This is a genomic window from uncultured Algoriphagus sp. (assembly GCF_963974835.1).
GTDB lineage: Bacteria > Bacteroidota > Bacteroidia > Cytophagales > Cyclobacteriaceae > Algoriphagus.
This window is the reverse complement of sequence record NZ_CAXBET010000004.1, coordinates 50,091-66,354: the sequence shown is the minus strand read 5'-3', so window position 1 is coordinate 66,354 and position 16,264 is coordinate 50,091. Positions and strand designations below refer to the sequence as shown.

General features: G+C 41.8%; 14 protein-coding genes. 8 read left to right on the top strand and 6 right to left on the bottom strand.

The annotated features are described in order from the left end of the window. Positions 1 to 228: 228 nt before the first annotated feature. The 5 genes from AACZ73_RS10285 to AACZ73_RS10265 all read right to left on the bottom strand — a co-directional run bounded on the left by AACZ73_RS10285 (position 229) and on the right by AACZ73_RS10265 (position 5,950). Complete coding sequence (locus tag AACZ73_RS10285; RefSeq protein ID WP_339877572.1) at positions 229 to 1,737, bottom strand: glycoside hydrolase family 3 N-terminal domain-containing protein; 1,509 nt, start codon at positions 1,735 to 1,737, stop codon at positions 229 to 231. 135 nt (positions 1,738 to 1,872) lie between these two features. Continuing rightward, positions 1,873 to 3,138 (bottom strand): MFS transporter, encoded by a 1,266-nt coding sequence (locus AACZ73_RS10280; RefSeq protein ID WP_339877570.1) that lies wholly within the window; start codon positions 3,136 to 3,138, stop codon positions 1,873 to 1,875. Further along, the gene (locus tag AACZ73_RS10275; protein WP_339877568.1) at positions 3,135 to 3,614 is read right to left on the bottom strand and encodes a GNAT family N-acetyltransferase; all 480 of its coding nucleotides are present in this window, start codon (positions 3,612 to 3,614) and stop codon (positions 3,135 to 3,137) included. The genes AACZ73_RS10280 and AACZ73_RS10275 overlap by 4 nt, the downstream gene beginning before the upstream one ends. Before the next feature lie 10 nt (positions 3,615 to 3,624). Beyond that, positions 3,625 to 5,256, bottom strand: a complete 1,632-nt coding sequence (locus AACZ73_RS10270; protein ID WP_339877566.1) for a family 10 glycosylhydrolase — start codon at positions 5,254 to 5,256, stop codon at positions 3,625 to 3,627. A gap of 10 nt (positions 5,257 to 5,266) precedes the next feature. Further along, a complete protein-coding gene (locus AACZ73_RS10265) occupies positions 5,267 to 5,950 on the bottom strand; it encodes a peptidoglycan recognition family protein (protein ID WP_339877564.1) in 684 nt (227 codons plus the stop codon). A gap of 186 nt (positions 5,951 to 6,136) precedes the next feature. On the opposite strand from AACZ73_RS10265, the gene AACZ73_RS10260 reads away from it, so the two are divergent. Then, positions 6,137 to 6,886 (top strand): DeoR/GlpR family DNA-binding transcription regulator, encoded by a 750-nt coding sequence (locus tag AACZ73_RS10260; RefSeq protein ID WP_339877563.1) that lies wholly within the window; start codon positions 6,137 to 6,139, stop codon positions 6,884 to 6,886. 201 nt (positions 6,887 to 7,087) lie between these two features. Here AACZ73_RS10260 and AACZ73_RS10255 read toward each other — a convergent pair whose 3' ends face one another. Further along, complete coding sequence (locus tag AACZ73_RS10255) at positions 7,088 to 7,783, bottom strand: VTT domain-containing protein (protein WP_339877562.1); 696 nt, start codon at positions 7,781 to 7,783, stop codon at positions 7,088 to 7,090. Between the two features lie 127 nt (positions 7,784 to 7,910). Between AACZ73_RS10255 and AACZ73_RS10250 the strand changes: the two genes are divergently transcribed. The 7 genes from AACZ73_RS10250 to AACZ73_RS10220 all read left to right on the top strand — a co-directional run bounded on the left by AACZ73_RS10250 (position 7,911) and on the right by AACZ73_RS10220 (position 16,240). Further along, positions 7,911 to 9,056, top strand: a complete 1,146-nt coding sequence (locus tag AACZ73_RS10250; protein ID WP_339877561.1) for a cystathionine gamma-synthase — start codon at positions 7,911 to 7,913, stop codon at positions 9,054 to 9,056. A 196-nt stretch (positions 9,057 to 9,252) separates the two neighbouring features. Continuing rightward, entirely contained in the window at positions 9,253 to 9,639 is a 387-nt protein-coding gene (locus AACZ73_RS10245) for a DoxX family protein (protein ID WP_339877559.1), read from the top strand. Positions 9,640 to 9,688: 49 nt separating this feature from the next. Next, positions 9,689 to 11,287 (top strand): family 43 glycosylhydrolase, encoded by a 1,599-nt coding sequence (locus AACZ73_RS10240; protein ID WP_339877557.1) that lies wholly within the window; start codon positions 9,689 to 9,691, stop codon positions 11,285 to 11,287. 92 nt (positions 11,288 to 11,379) lie between these two features. Continuing rightward, positions 11,380 to 12,228, top strand: coding sequence for a methylated-DNA--[protein]-cysteine S-methyltransferase (locus AACZ73_RS10235; protein WP_339877555.1), 849 nt, complete (start codon positions 11,380 to 11,382; stop codon positions 12,226 to 12,228). 9 nt (positions 12,229 to 12,237) lie between these two features. Then, positions 12,238 to 12,846 (top strand): alpha-ketoglutarate-dependent dioxygenase AlkB, encoded by a 609-nt coding sequence (locus tag AACZ73_RS10230; protein WP_339877554.1) that lies wholly within the window; start codon positions 12,238 to 12,240, stop codon positions 12,844 to 12,846. 395 nt (positions 12,847 to 13,241) lie between these two features. Next, positions 13,242 to 14,885, top strand: a complete 1,644-nt coding sequence (locus AACZ73_RS10225) for a TldD/PmbA family protein (RefSeq protein ID WP_339877553.1) — start codon at positions 13,242 to 13,244, stop codon at positions 14,883 to 14,885. A gap of 17 nt (positions 14,886 to 14,902) precedes the next feature. Continuing rightward, entirely contained in the window at positions 14,903 to 16,240 is a 1,338-nt protein-coding gene (locus AACZ73_RS10220) for a TldD/PmbA family protein (RefSeq protein ID WP_339877552.1), read from the top strand. Positions 16,241 to 16,264 lie beyond the last annotated feature (24 nt).

The following is a 16,264-nucleotide window of genomic DNA, read 5'->3' as shown; positions in this document are numbered from 1 at the left end:
TATGTAGCTGATTAACCCAGTTGCAAATGCGTGATGATTTCTTTGGAGCCGGTTTTCCGAAAGGAAGCCGGCTTTTTTTGTTTTTACAGCAGATGCATTATAGTTGACCTGCTTCTCCAGAAGCAGGATAAAACAGTTTGAAAGCAAAGAGTCTTGAATAATCTTGGATAAAAGTATCTCTGCGAATCTCCGCAATACCTCAGTGGACTTTGCGGTTAAAAAAACCTTTCAGAAAAATTTACTAGCAACCTCCTGTGTTTCCTCAAAAGCCTGATAGCCACAAATCACCGCTTCAAAGATTACCAAATCTCCAAGATGTCTTAACGCCAAAGGGTTGCCAAAATGAACTAGAATACACGGCTTGTTCTGAGCCAGTTTTTTGATTTCAGCCAATGATTCTTCATCCATTCCGAATTGATTTAACGGTTTGTGAGAAGGAACAAAAAGAGAGATGATTACTTTCTCTGCCTTATCGATTGGAATTTCAGTTAAATCTGAAGTGTATTTTTGATTTAGAATTTTTGAAAAGGGGGTGTCGTTATTTCCAAAAAAGCACTGATGTGAAAGCTTCCCTTGAGAAGCCTGCCTTTTTAATTCCCCAGAATCAATTTTTCCAGAAATTACAGATACATATTCATTTGCAAGCCTTGTTTGAAGTTCAGCATGACTTTTCCAATCTAATGTTGGAGCTTTCAATTTCTTAAAGTCAAATACTCCTAGCTTCTTCTTTAGCTTCCAAACCTTCTCAAATACAACTACAATTTCCTCATCGGAGGCATGTTCGGCTATTTTATCAATTCCTTCTTTCACATGATCCGAAAAGCAGAGAATGTCATTGCCAGCGTGGAAGGCTTCCCATTCGAGTTGTCCCGCTTCTGGGAATAAGTCTGCCACCGCTTTCATGTTCAGTGCATCTGAGATCACAATTCCATCAAATCCCATCTCGGTTTTCAGTAAATCAGTAATGATCTCACGGGAAATACTTGAAGCGATTTCCTTCCCACCTGTCAAGGCTGGAGCGGATAAGTGACCAACCATAATCATTTCAACACCATGGTCTATTCCAACTTGAAACGGTAAAAGTTCTTCTTTCTCCAGCTCTTCCTTTGTTTTCTGAATTACCGGCAATCCCAAATGAGAATCTGTCTGTGTATCACCATGACCCGGAAAGTGCTTTAAGCAAGCTCCAATTCCAGCTCTTTTCATACCCTGATACATAGCAAGTGAGAGCTCAGCAACTTTCCTAGTAGATGTGCCGAATGACCTGTAGCCAATCACGGGATTGTTCGGATTTGTATTCACATCGGAGCATGGAGCTAAATTCAAATGAATGCCGGCAGCTTTCATATCCAGACCAATTCTATAGCCAACCTCTTCAATGAGTTCTGGCCAATTTATCTTAATAGCTCCGAGAGTAATCGCAAAAGGATATTGAGGTGTTTTTTCTATCCTCATAGCCAAACCATATTCTCCATCTATACTGATTAGTAGCGGTGTCTTTGCAATGGCCTGATAGCGATTGATCAGGGCAATCATTTTCTCCAAAGTCCCACTCACGTCCAATACTTCCGCTCGCTTTTCGAAATTAGCCGCAGCAGAATGTCGGCTATGAAAAAATGTCAATCCACCTATTTCCTGCTCTAGGATTAGCTTCTCTATGGCTTGGTAGTTTTCCTCCGTATCATGAATAAATGCTGCTGGGGAAAAGCATTGAGCGATTTTTTGGTGTTTGTTCATTCTTTCTAAGTTAGAAGGGAGTATTTATACTTCATTATTTTAAATTCATCATTCGTCATTGGAAATTAAAACTTCAATAATGGATGATGAACGCAGAAGGTGAATATCGAATTGTAGAGACTCAGAGGTCAATAGTTAATCGAGTTTCTTTCCAAACTCCCTTGGATACTTCACGCTTGCAGCGACCACCAAGGCTGGGATCATCGCAATTCCCACCCATATGAAAAAGCCAGTGTAGCCAAGCCATTCCTGAATGTACCCGGAAAGCATTCCTGGAAACATCATTCCCATCGCCATAAATCCGGTAGCCAAAGCATAATGGGAAGTTTTGAAAGGGCCCTCTGCAAGGTAAATTAGGAAGATCATGTAGGCAGCAAAACCAAATCCGTAACCAAATTGCTCGATCACGACGACTGCTCCAGCGAAGACAATATTATCTGGTTGGAAGTGCGCCAAAGCGATGTAAAGTAAATTTGGAAGATTGAGTGAAAGTGCCATCGGGATCATCCACTTACCTAATCCATCTCGGGAGATAGCGATTCCACCTAAAATTCCTCCCAAAAGCAAAGCGATCACGCCGATAGTTCCATACATAAAACCAACTTCGGAAGTGCTTAAGGCCAATCCTCCTTTTTCTTTCACATCAAGTAAAAAAGGTGAGGCCATTTTTACTAACTGAGACTCTCCGAGCCTATAGAGTAGCACAAAAGCCAGCGAGATTCCAATGTTTTTCTTGGTGAAAAAGGTGGTGAACACCTTTCCGAAACTCGCTTCCCGAGAAGTTTTTTCCGCTGTTTCTTCCTCGATTTTTGGCGTAGCCAAAGAATTAATCAACGTTAGCAAAAGCATTAGCAGTGCGACAATTATCATGGTATAGGACCACGCTTTTGTATTATCTCCTAAAGTAGTCTCTAAGTATCCAGCCACCATCACGATTAATCCTTGTCCTGTAATCATACCGATTCGGTAGAAAGTGCCTCGAAGTCCGACAAAGAAGGACTGCTGCTCTGGCTTTAGTGCTATCAAATACATGCCATCCGAAGCGATATCATTCGTCGCAGAAGCAAATGCCCCCATCCAGAAAAAAGCCAAGGTCATGAAGAAAAAGTTACTGCCTGATGTGGTCAGTCCTACTGCCAAAAACACCAATGAAAGGATAAACTGCATGGCCAAAAACCACTTCCTTTTTGTGCCAAAGAGATCCACAATTGGGCTCCAGATAGGCTTGATCACCCATGGTAAATACAGTAAGCTCGTGTACAATCCGATATCAGAATTGGAGACACCAAGCTTTTTATACATAATCACAGATACTACGATGATGACTATGTAGGGGATTCCTTCGGTCATGTACAAGGAAGGAATCCAGATCCACGGAGTTCTTTGGGGGGATTTGTTCATGATTTTCGAATCAGATTTTTGTAAATACTTACCTCTGATCCATCTATAATTTTTGCGCTGACTGTTTTTTCATAAAATTCCGCCGGCCCGACACCTCCAATAATTGCATATGCATAGCCCATTTCCCTCATGGATTGGAGTGATTTTATCAGGAGGATTTTACCAATTCCTTTTCCACGCTCCGATTCTAATGTACCTGTGGGCCCAAAGAAATTTCTATAAGTGGTTTCGTAACAGGCAAATCCCAGGATTTCATTTTCTCTTTGCGCCAGCCAACAGGCAACTGGCTGTCTGCTGAAAGCTACTTCCACTTCTGATTGCCAGTATTCTCCGAAATTCTCCAATACCCATGAACTGATCAGGTGCTTCTCTGGAACGATAGACCTTCTAAAGACAATTTTCTCCTTTTTTAAAAGGCGCGCTTCTTCGAGAGAAATATCCGGCAAACCGATCAATCGGACTAGCATGTCTTGCATAAGTTCTGACTTAAGGGATCTTATAAACTTGAGTTTGGACGATTCTACCATAATGGTCGATCCACCGAATGGCAAGATATTCAGTATTTACACTTTTTACTTCCAAAGTTCTTGCTCGTAGGCCACCTACCCAAACCGGATGGATTTCTGAGTCTGCAAGTTGGCCCAGTTCATTAGCCCCCTGAATCAAGGCATAGCGAATAGCAGGATCCAGAGGATTGGCCATGCGAATGGTAGTCATTTCTGAATTGGCTTCCACACTAAATACAACTGGAGTATCTATGATTGATGGGCTTTTAGGTTGGAATGCCGGAGGCAAAGTAGGTTCGTTATACAATTCACTTTTCAGCAACTGAGCTACATCCTGATTCTTGATCTTCATCGATTTTGCTGAGAAAAATGCATTTCCCTGAATAGTCGGTAGCGTCCGGGTATAGGAGATCTGTGTGTTTATCTCGCGGGGATTGTCCCACGCAGCATCCGAATCCTCACGGATTTTATATGGACCATTTCCTATATAAATATTAGTGTTGTAGTGGTTTCTTGCCCACCAGTCATTTAGTATTCTATGTGAAGCAAGTTTGTGGTCCATGCTCCAATAGAGCTGAGGGATCATGTAGTCCACCCATCCATTTTTCATCCATAGCAAGACATCCGCGTAAAGGTCGTCATAGTTTGTCTGTCCTGCCCTAGTAGGTGAGCCATTTGGATCCATACTTTGATTTCGCCACACTCCGAATGGTGAAATCCCAAACTGTACCCAAGGCTTACTTTGCTTGATGGTTTGGTTTAGCGCCAATATTAATTGATTGACATTGTCCCGTCTCCAGTCAGCCTGAGATTGACCAGGCTTCTTGTATTTGTCATAGGTGGCCTTATCCGGGAAGTCCTGTTTTGCGATTTTATACGGGTAAAAATAATCATCAAAGTGGATCGCGTCTATGTCATAATTGTCCACGATTTCTTTGATTACAGCCAACAAATGAGCTTTTACCTCAGGCAGTCCAGGATTGAAATAGTATTGAGTGCCATATTTCAGCATCCAGTTACGATGAAGGTTATAAGCATGGTCTGGACTGAGTCCTTCCGTGCTCAGGTTCATAGTAGCCCGATATGGATTCAGCCAAGCGTGAAATTCCAAACCTCGGGCATGGGATTCCTGAATCATCCATGTGAGCGGATTTTCATCAGTTTTTGGAGCTTGTCCTTGCTTTCCGGTCAGATATTTTGACCATGGAGCTAGATTACTCGGGTAAAAAGCATCACCCGCTGTCCTGACTTGGACGATTACGGCGTTGAAGTTCAGGTTTTTGTAATAATCCAATAGGTTGATAAAATCCTGCTTTTGCTTGGTGTAGGTGTCATCCGGAGAAATCGGCCAATCGATATTTGCTACAGTTGCGATCCAAACTCCACGGAATTCCCGAGGCATTTCCTGCATTTGGTAGGTTAGAGGCTGCAAAGCCACTGGGGTCATCGGTAAAGATTTGACAGGAAGATTGGCACCGTTGGAAGTATTCGGTTTAGTACCGATCGTACCGGAAGGTCTGGTTCCAGTAGTGGTAGGTTTTTGAGTTTTACAGGCAGAAAGTAGGAGGCAAAAGGCCAAAAAGAGAAAGAGATACCTAGAAAGGAATTGCATAAATGGGTAATCAGAGCTTTGGTACAGGTTTCAAGTTTAAGTCTTCCAGATTTTTTCGGAGTTTATTCATAAAGGCATCTCCGGGGTCGGTTTTGACGGTGCGATAGTCAGGATCAGCTTCTTTCCAAAGATCTGTACTCTGGAAATTTTGGTATTCATGGTGACCGATCACATAATCGATTTCATACTTTCTCTCCAGGTATCGTACAAGTTCTTCATTGGCTTTCAGCTGCTTCTTAGTCAAAGGCATTTCATCGCTTCCGATGTTTTCGACCCCAATTGCCAAATAATTCAACCCTATAGTATGTCTGGCAAAAGTAGTGTCTGGCAATAGTCTAAAAATCGTGCCGTCCCGATCAATCAGAAACTGGCTCGAGACATTTAAGTTGCTTGCTTCAGTCAGATCAGCTCTTCCGGCTATAGTGGGTGGGTTGAATACATCAAAAGTTACCTCGATATTATCTATAGCTGTCCAGTGAACAACTACCATCTTGGGGTCAATGGAAGCGGTTTTTTGGTCTAGACCATGACGGGTTTTGAGGTATTGAATGGAAAGATCCTCTCGCTCCTGATTCCAAGTGATTGGTTTATCGATTATTCTGAAGGTGGATTCAGGGCTGCAGGAAAATAGCCAAAAGGATAAAAATACGAGTCCTGCCAGGTAATAAGAACTTTTTAATGGTCTGAACTTCATGGGCTTGGGCGAATTTGAACTGCAGATGCAATGGTTTCAAATTTGATTTTCACAGCTAAACTACCCAGAAAATTGCAGGATAAGGAATGATGCCCAGCTATTTTTTGCCAGAAATTTCAAACACTTAAAACTTTTGCAAGTTTTTGCTGTTTTCGTTAGTTTCCCAAACTCAACCACTTTTATCCAATGCTAAAAGAAGAAAGACAGAAGTATATTTTAGATCAAGTTCATCTTCATCACCGGGTTTTATTGAATGATTTATCAGATTCCTTAAACGTCTCAATAGACACGGTGAGACGGGATGTAAAGGAATTGGATAAGGAAAAAAAGCTCAAGAAAGTACATGGTGGTGCTACTTCTTTTGGCTTTATGACTTTCACAAAGGATGACGGGAATATCTATCTGAAGTCGAAGAAAATATCCATTGCGGAGAAAACCGTTTCCCTGCTCTCGGACGGGCAGGTCATTCTGATGAGTGGAGGAACCACCAATATGGAAGTAGTGAAGTTGATTCCAAAGAAATTGGTGCTAACGGTATTTACTCCAAGTCTTCATGTAGCAATGGCATTGCTGGATCACGAGAATGTGGAGGTGATTTTCTTAGGAGGTAAACTCTTGCACGATGCAAAATTTGCGGTAGGTGGGACAGTTGTGAATGCGCTTTCTCAACTTCGAGTGGATATGTGCATTCTGGGAACAGGTTATCTGGATGCGCAGTTTGGGTTGACAGAATTCGATTGGGAAGTTATTCAAGTCAAGCAGGCAATGATTCGTGCAGCAAAAAAAACTGTGATTTTAACTGTATCCGACAAGCTTCACTCAGTGCAGAAATATAAGACTTGTGATATGACTGCTGTCCATACGCTGGTAACGGAACTTGATCCATCCGATCCGTTGCTTGATTCCTTTAGGCCGTTTGAATTGGTGTTGGTATAATCCCATGAAAAGTAATCTGATCGCTGGGTTACCATGGTGTGTTTGCAAATTCAGTTTTTGATCAAGTGGAAATTGATTTGAATATTGGGCTAAACATCACTATTCGATTACATTAATTCGAAATTAATATTTAAGTGAAATTTAAACTTGATCTAATCTGGGAGATTTTTTCAACCTGACTATTGTCCAATTTTTCTCTGACTAGGTTCTTGACTTTTTCACATATCTATAAATTCCTCCCACTCCGATCACCAACAACGCAATTCCGATTCCCCATTGCAATGGAGTGTTCATGGATTCTTTGGCAGCTATATAAGAACTTGCAGCGACGCCAGCAGCAAAGGCGATAACAGTACGGGTCAGCATTCCTGGAATCCCATACACCAGTACCTTCCAGAGTTTGATATTAAGATTTGCAAATAGGAAGTTGGATACAGCGAAGGGAACAACTGGTGAGATTCGCACAAAGAACACCAATGAACCTTCCTTTTCCTTCCGTGATTCCAGGGCTGCATGAAACTTTGGATTTTTTTTAAAGAGTTTCTCAGTCAGGCCCATATTGGTGATTTTGCCCAATATATAACCGATTGCTGAAGCTAAAGAATATCCCAATATCAAAAATGGAAGTGATGGCCACCCAAAGTAAAACCCCGAAGCCAGCGCAATAAGTGTGGTGGGAAGTATCGCCAAACCCATCAATAATGCCCCTATTATTGTATAAATAAAAAAATCCATACCAGTATGCAATTGGTAGGCTTCAAGGAAATCATAGTAAGCCGCAAAGACCAAACTTCCAACAAATGGCAAAACGGTAACCCAAAGCCACGCAAATATACCTGAGGGATGCTTACCGAAGTAGGAACGGATAGTTTTGAAAATCCTGCCCTTTTTTGTCATATTTGGTTCATCTTACATTGATTCATTGGAAATGTCTGCAAGTTTAACATGCACAGCTTAAAATAACCCTGAAAATCTAAACTGATTTTTATTTTCTGACGAGCCAAAAAACCTAAAACAATTACGAATGAAATTTGGAACAAAAGCCATACATGCTGGAATAGTGCCTGACCCTACCACAGGTGCAATCATGACTCCGATTTACCAGACTTCCACTTATGTACAGAAATCACCTGGAGTGCACAAAGGATATGAATATTCCAGAACCCATAATCCTACCCGCACTGCATTACAGAATAATCTCGCTGCACTGGAAAATGGTAAACATGGAATATGTTTTTCATCTGGCTTGGGAGCCATTGACGCAGTGATCAAACTTTTCAATCCTGGTGATGAAATCATCAGCACCAACGATCTTTACGGTGGCACCTATCGTCTATTCACGAAAGTATATGAGCGGTACGGTATCAAGTTTAAGTTTGTGCCTATGGCAGACGCTTCTTCTATCGCAGATCATATCACTGAAAATACGAAGATGATCTGGGTGGAGACGCCTACAAATCCAATGATGAATATCATTGATATTGCTGCTGTGGCAAAGTTGAGCTCGGGAAATAAGATTATCCTAGCAGTGGATAACACCTTTGCATCTCCTTATTTGCAGACTCCACTGGATCTGGGAGCAGATATCGTAATGCACTCCGTGACTAAGTATCTTGGTGGACACTCTGATGTAGTGATGGGAGCATTGGTAGTAAATGATGATGAGCTGGCTGAAAAGTTGGTTTTTATTCAAAATGCTTCAGGTGCTACTCCAGGTCCCCAGGACTGTTTCTTAGTAATAAGAGGAATAAAAACACTTCACCTAAGAATGGAGCGCCATTCCCAAAATGGTAAAACCATCGCTGCTTATTTAAAGAATCATCCTAAGGTAGATAAAGTCTACTGGCCTGGTTTCGAGGATCACCCTAACCATTACATTGCAGAAAAGCAGATGCGTGACTACGGAGGAATGATTTCTTTTACACTGGTCGGAAATAAAGAATCTGATGCTAGAACAGTGATGGAAAATTTTGAGCTTTTTGCACTTGCAGAATCCCTAGGAGGGGTGGAATCTCTGTGTGGACATCCCGCTTCCATGACCCATGCCAGTATCCCAAAGGAAGAGCGGGAGAAAGTAGGATTAGTGGACTCTCTTATACGATTAAGCGTCGGGGTGGAAGAGGCTGAAGATCTTAAGAATGATCTGGCAAATGCCCTTTCAAAAATTTAAGACTTCCTTTCCAAAATTTTTGAGCTGTCCGCTTTTTGCGGACAGCTTTTTTTTATTTTGGTATGTAGGTAGGTGAAATGTTGATTCAGATTTTCGGTCTATTTCATTTCGCAAATCGCCTCTACTTTGTCATCATAATACCACTTGGATTAGCAGAAGCCTAATGATATTTGACTATCATTTAAATAATAAAATTATGAATGCGACTAAAAGAGACAAAATCATTTTCTGGACAGCAACTACGATAATATTTCTTTTTGAAGGAGTAATGCCGGCCCTTACTTCCCAGACAGAACTTGCCAAGGAGGGGATTCGTCACTTGGGATATCCTGAATACTTCGGTGTAGCATTAGTGGTATTCAAAGTGGGAGGGGCATTGATTCTGATGATTCCCAAATTTCCCAAGCGGGTAAAAGAATGGGCTTATGCAGGATTTACTTTCGATTTTATTTTTGCTTGCATTAGCCATTTTGCGGTGGATGGTTTTGGATTTCAGACGATCTTTCCACTGATTATTTTGGCAATTTTAATGGTGTCCTATGTGTATTACCATAAGCTGAATTTGGTCTCAGCAAGTTATTAATTGACGCTTCAATACTTATCTTTATCGGTTTAACTAACCGAGATATAAATTGAAGCAACAAATATTTTCGAGACCATTCAGCTTTTACCTACAGTCACTATTATTAATTACCACCTTAGTAGCGTCAGCTTCATGTTCTCCAGAGACTGTTAAACAAGAGCAGCAAAAGACTTATTCCAATCCAATAATCAAGGGGGATTTCCCCGATCCATCCATTATACGATTGGAGGATAAATTTTATGCTGTAGGTACCACTAATGATTTTGCGCCTAATTACCCAATCTATGAATCAAGCGATTTAGTTAACTGGACACGGATTGCTTCTGTTTTCAGCGAGCCTCCCGCTTGGGCAAGTGAAGACTTCTGGGCACCGGAATTATTCTATAAAGACGGGACTTTTTATGTGTACTATACCACAAAGCGAAAGGATACTGGCGTTGCTTGTATCGGAGTGGCTACGGCAGAGGATATTACCGAAGGATTTACGGATCATGGAATTATTATCGAATGGGGCGAGGAGGCGATTGATGCCTATGTTTTCCAAGAAGAGGATGATAAGCTGTATATTTCCTGGAAGGCATATGGTTTGACCGAAGGTCGAGATATTGAGATTTTATCTTCAGAATTAAGTGAAGATGGATTGGCTTTGGTTGGAGAGCATTGGACACTTACTGATTTCAGTCAAGGCTGGACCGGGGACGGTGATGAAGGGCAGTCGATTGTGAAGCGTGGCGATTACTATTATATGTTTTATTCGATAGGTGGATGCTGTGACAATAAGTGTGACTATCGGGTGATGGTTTCCCGTTCGAAAGATCTCCGTGATACTTGGGAGCAGTTCCCAGACCCGATTTTACAAGGTGGTAAGGAATGGCGTTGTCCAGGTCATGGGACCTTAGTGCAGACGGCGGACAATAGAGATTTCTACATGTATCATTCTTATAATGCAACTGATTTTGAGTATATAGGAAGACAGGGAATGCTGGATGAAATTGTCTGGGATGAAGAGACAAAGTGGCCATATTTCAAAAATGGAAACACTCCTTCTGTAGAAGCGTTAATGCCATTTCAGAATACCCAACAACAAGAAATTACGGATTGGGAGGATGACTTTTCTAGCGACAAGAATCTCTCTTTTTGGGAATGGGATGTAAAATTGCCAAAGCCTGATGCAAAAATCCAAAATGGAGAACTGCTGATTTCGAGTACCCATGAAGCGGTTAATTTCATGGGACTTCGCCCAAAAATGGGAGACTACTCTATGATCACGGAAGTCAGACCTTCACAGTCACAAAGTGGATTAGGAGTTTACAGTAATCAGCAAAATTCCTTGGGAATTACTGCTAGCAATTCTGAAATACAGATATATAAAATCGAAGGCGGTGAAAAGGAAGTCTTGGCCAAAGAAAGCATGTCGGGAAATGACTCTGTTTTTCTAAAGTACGAAGCCCGTGATGGTCGCTACTATAAGTTTTTCTGGTCTGTGGACCCAACTGATTGGAAGGAGATAAAAGTGGCGAGCAATGCTGAATTTGACGCTTCCTTTATTGCTCAATGGGGTTTTTCTCCAAGAGCAGGATTAATTGTTGTCGGGCAAAGTCCTGAACCAGTAAGCTATTCATTTCTGAATGTGATCTATGGAAAGTAGAAACTGATGATCCGCATTTTTCAAACTTCGCAAGATTCGGGTTTTAGCAATCTATCGATCAGGGTACTTTTGGACAACTTAGCATCCAAAATATGAACGAGAGTCAGTCAATAAATTATCAACGCATAGCCGAAGCAATTACTTTCATACAGGCTAATTTCAAAAGACAGCCATCCTTGGAGGAAATTGCGGAGCAGATTCACCTGAGCCCATTTCATTTTCAGCGTATGTTTAGCGAGTGGGCAGGAGTGAGCCCAAAGAAGTTTATGCAGTTTATAAGTGTTGAATATGCCAAGCAGCTTTTGAAAGGCAAGGAAGCGACACTCTTTGAAGCGGCACAGGAAACAGGGCTTTCCGGCACAGGAAGGCTTCATGATTTATTTGTGAAGATAGAAGGGATGACTCCTGGTGAGTATAAAAATGGGGGAGAAAACCTCCAGATCAATTACAGTTTCGCAGAAAGTCCTTTTGGGGAAATCATAGTTGCATCCACGTCAAAAGGCATTTGTCATTTGGCGTTTTTCTCAGATCAAAAAGAAGGGGAGTCAATCCTGAAAGCCCGATTTCCAAATGCAGCTTATCATCAGTTGGTGGACAGTATTCAACAGGAGGCGTTGTTTATTTTCAAACACGATTGGAGCAAACTCAATCAAATCAAATTGCATTTGCAAGGAACGCAGTTTCAGTTGAAGGTCTGGGATGCCCTGCTGAAGATTCCAATGGGAAACCTCACTACCTACGGTTGCATTGCAAGCGAAATAGAGAAACCCCAAGCTTCACGCGCCATTGGAACTGCCATTGGTAGTAATCCTGTTGCTTTCCTGATTCCCTGTCATCGGGTTATTCAGTCTAGTGGTAAAATTGGTGGCTATATGTGGGGGAATACCAGAAAATCAGCAATTATAGGTTGGGAAGCTTCCCAGCTAATTAAAGAGGGATAGGAGAGAAAAATGGATTTATTCAATCAGGAATCGGTCGAGAAGGTAAACTTGCTACCTAAAGATGGGACAGTGAATTACTACGGGAAGATAATGCCTAATGCAAAGTCATTGAGCTATCTAGAATACTTGTTGAATGAGATTCAATGGAAAAATGATGTGGCTGTTATTTTTGGTAAGCGTATAGAAACGAAGCGGAAAGTTGCTTGGTATGCGGAAAATCCTTTTGAATACACCTATTCCAACCATACCAAAACGGCTTTGCCTTGGACTAGTGAACTGCTGGAGTTAAAAGAGTTGGTTGAAAAGAAGACGGGTGAAACATTTAATTCCTGCCTGCTGAATTTATACCACAATGGGAGTGAAGGTATGGCATGGCATAGCGATGGGGAGACTGACCTGAAAAAAAATGGGGCTATTGCTTCTGTGAGTTTTGGAGCTGAACGGAAATTTGCCTTCAAACATAAGGTTTCAAAAGAGACCGTTTCACAGATTTTGGAAAACGGAAGCCTGCTCGTGATGAAAGGAACTACACAGACGCATTGGATGCATAGACTTCCTCCGACCAAACTGGTTTCAAAACCAAGAGTAAATTTGACATTCCGTACAATTGTTAGATGACTTGACATTTTTTACGCGGATTGTGAGTATATATTCCTCCAGCTGAAAAGCTAAATCTGCTACCAAGCTACTGGTGGATATGGTTTTTTTTTGAATTTTTAAAATAGTTTTATCTGTGATGCTGGGGTCAAAAATTCATGATTTTTTAATTCTCAACAGGGATTTTTGGATTCATACCCTGAAAAATTACCGAGTCTGTATTTTTATTTTGCATAATCCAATGATAGCAGTACTTTGAAAGTGTTATTGAACCCACTTTAATCACCAGCAGTCAAAAATCATAAACATTAACCAGGAGATCAATTGAAATCGGGCATGTATAGAAGCTTCTCCGTGCAGAAACGAATTATATGTGCCAGATTACGTGTGACCTATACTAATGAAATTGTAAACACATGAAAAGAAGAGATTTTATCCACCTTTCCGGACTTGGGCTTGGCGCCTTAGCTACTTCGGGATTAGTCATGATGGGAAGCCCTGTCTCGGCTGAGCAGTTGCTTGAACCAGGAATGGATCCGGCAGCTAAGAAAGTACTCGCAGATATCGCATTGAATGCAGCCCGCTCAAAAGGTGCTACATATACCGATGTGCGAATCGGCAGATACCTTTCCCAAAGTTTATTTACCCGAGAAAAGAATGTTCAGGGAATTTCCAACGCCGAAACCTTCGGTGTGGGAATCAGAGTAATTGCAAATGGCACTTGGGGATTCTCCGCCACTTCCGATGTGACTCCAGATGGCATCAAGGCATGTGCAGAGAATGCAGTAGCCATAGCAAAAGCAAATTCAAGATTGCAAACTGAACCAGTAGTATTGGCTCCTGAGCCAGGCCATGGTGAAGTCACTTGGAATACTCCTATCGTCACAAATCCTATGGAAGTTCCTGTCAAGGACAAGATAGATTTGCTGTTGAAAGCAAATGATGCTGCAATGGTAAATGGGGCTGCATTTGTTAATTCCGCTATGTTCATGATCAACGAGCAGAAGTATTTTGCTTCCACAGATGGATCTTACATAGATCAGGACATTCACAGAATCTATCCAACTTTCTCCGTTACCGCTGTAAATAAAGAGTCAGGAGGATTCAGATCAAGACAGGCACTAAGTACTCCTATGGGCATGGGCTATGAATACTTGGATTGCAAGGATAAAGACAGAATCATGAACCCTGCAGGATTTATTAGCTATAATAATTCCTACGATATAGTTGAAGATGCGATAGCAGCAGCTAAGCAAGCCAAAGAAAAAATCACAGCTAAGACAGTAGTTCCTGGGAAATATGACTTGGTTCTTGATCCTGATCACTTGGGATTGACTATTCACGAATCTGTAGGCCATCCGCTTGAGCTTGATCGTGTACTGGGCTATGAGGCAAATTATGCAGGTACTAGCTTTGCTACTTTGGACAAGTGGAAATCCGGTGATTTTAAATATGGTTCAGATATAGTTAACATTTTCGCAGATAAAACTCAGGATTATTCTCTTGGAAAAACGGGGTATGATGACGAAGGGGTAAAATGTAAAGAGTGGGATCTAATCAAAGATGGAGTTTTGGTTAATTATCAAGCCATCAGAGATCAAGTAGGTATTTTGGGAGGAAATGAGTCTAATGGTTGCGCATTCGCAGATAGCTGGAGCTCAGTTCAATTCCAGAGAATGGCCAATGTATCTTTGCGTCCAGGTAAAGAAAAGTTAGGTCCTGCAGATATGATTAAAGATGTGGAAAAAGGGATTTATATCTTGGGAAGAGGTTCATTCTCTATCGATCAGCAACGATACAACTTCCAATTCGGTGGTACTGTGTTCTATGAAATCAAGGATGGAGAAATTGTAGGCATGCTGGAAGATGTAGCCTATCAGTCAAATACCCAGGAGTTTTGGAATTCCTGCTCCCAGATTTGTGATCAGGATGACTATCGATTCATGGGTACATTCAATGATGGTAAAGGACAACCTTCACAATCCTCCGCAGTCTCCCATGGTAGCTCCACCACACGTTTTGACGGGGTGAATGTCATTAACACAGGAAGAAATATTTAACCTCAACACAGAGAATTATGGCCTTTCTAACAAAAGAAGAAGCAAAGAAAATTATAGATAAAGTACTTTCCTATTCCAAATCGGACGAGATGGAGGTCTCCATTTTCGGAGGGCGTACAGGGAATATCAGATATGCCAGAAATACGGTAAACACCAGTGGGGAAACGAATGAAATTCGCCTAAGCGTGAGTTCTGTGTATGGTAAAAAAGTAGGATCATCCTCTACCAATGAGTTGGATGATGCCTCTTTGAAAAAGGTGGTGGCACGTGCTGAGGAAATCGCCATGCTTGCTCCGGAGAATCCTGAATATATGCCAATGCTCGGACCTCAGACCTATCCTGAAGCAGCTACATTTAGCCCTGCTACGGATAAGATCGATCCGGAATTTAGAGCGCAATTAGCCGCTGACAGTATAGAGATTACCAGTACAGGAGATCTTACTGCTGCTGGTTACTTGGAGGATTTCTCAGGATTCGTTGCGATGGGAAACAGCAAAGGACAATTTGGCTACAACACCAGCACATCTGTTGATTTTTCAGTTACAGTAAGGACCAATGACGGTAAAGGCTCTGGCTACGGCATCAGAGACTTTAACGATGTAAACCTTCTTAACGCTAAGGATGTGACGAGCATCGCCATGCAAAAAGCCCAGGCATCAGCTTCGGCGCAGGCAATAGAACCAGGAAAGTACACCGTGATTTTGGAGCCTACTGCAGCAGGGGATTTATTAGGTCTTCTCACTAGAGGGTTTGATGCCCGCAGTGCAGACGAAGGAAGAAGCTTTATGAGTAAAAAGGGTGGAGGGACGCGTCTGGGAGAAAAACTATTTGACGAGCGCGTGACGATCACTTCTGATCCCACCAATACAGAAATTCCATTGTCTCCATGGGATGGTGATGGATTGCCTAGAGTGAAGACCACCTGGGTGGAAAATGGAGTAGTCAAAAACTTGGCATATTCCCGTTATTGGGCTGAAAAACAAGGCGTAGCTCCGCTTGCCAGTGCTGGTGGAAGAGGTTTTGGAGGAGGAGGGTACATTTTCTCAGGAGGTGATCAGTCGATTGCCGATATGATCAAAAGTACTGAAAGAGGTATTTTGGTGACTAGATTCTGGTATATCAGATCAGTGGATCCTCAAACACTACTCTTTACAGGCCTTACTCGGGACGGTACTTTCTATATAGAGAATGGCCAGATCAAATTCCCTGTGAAAAACTTCCGCTTCAATGAGAGTCCGATTATCATGCTGAACAATATTGAAGCAATGGGTAAGCCTCAACGAGTAGGAGGAAACTTGATCCCTCCGATGAAGATCAGGGACTTTACATTCACTAGTTTGTCAGACGCAGTTTAAATCAGTTAACATTCCACAGACTAC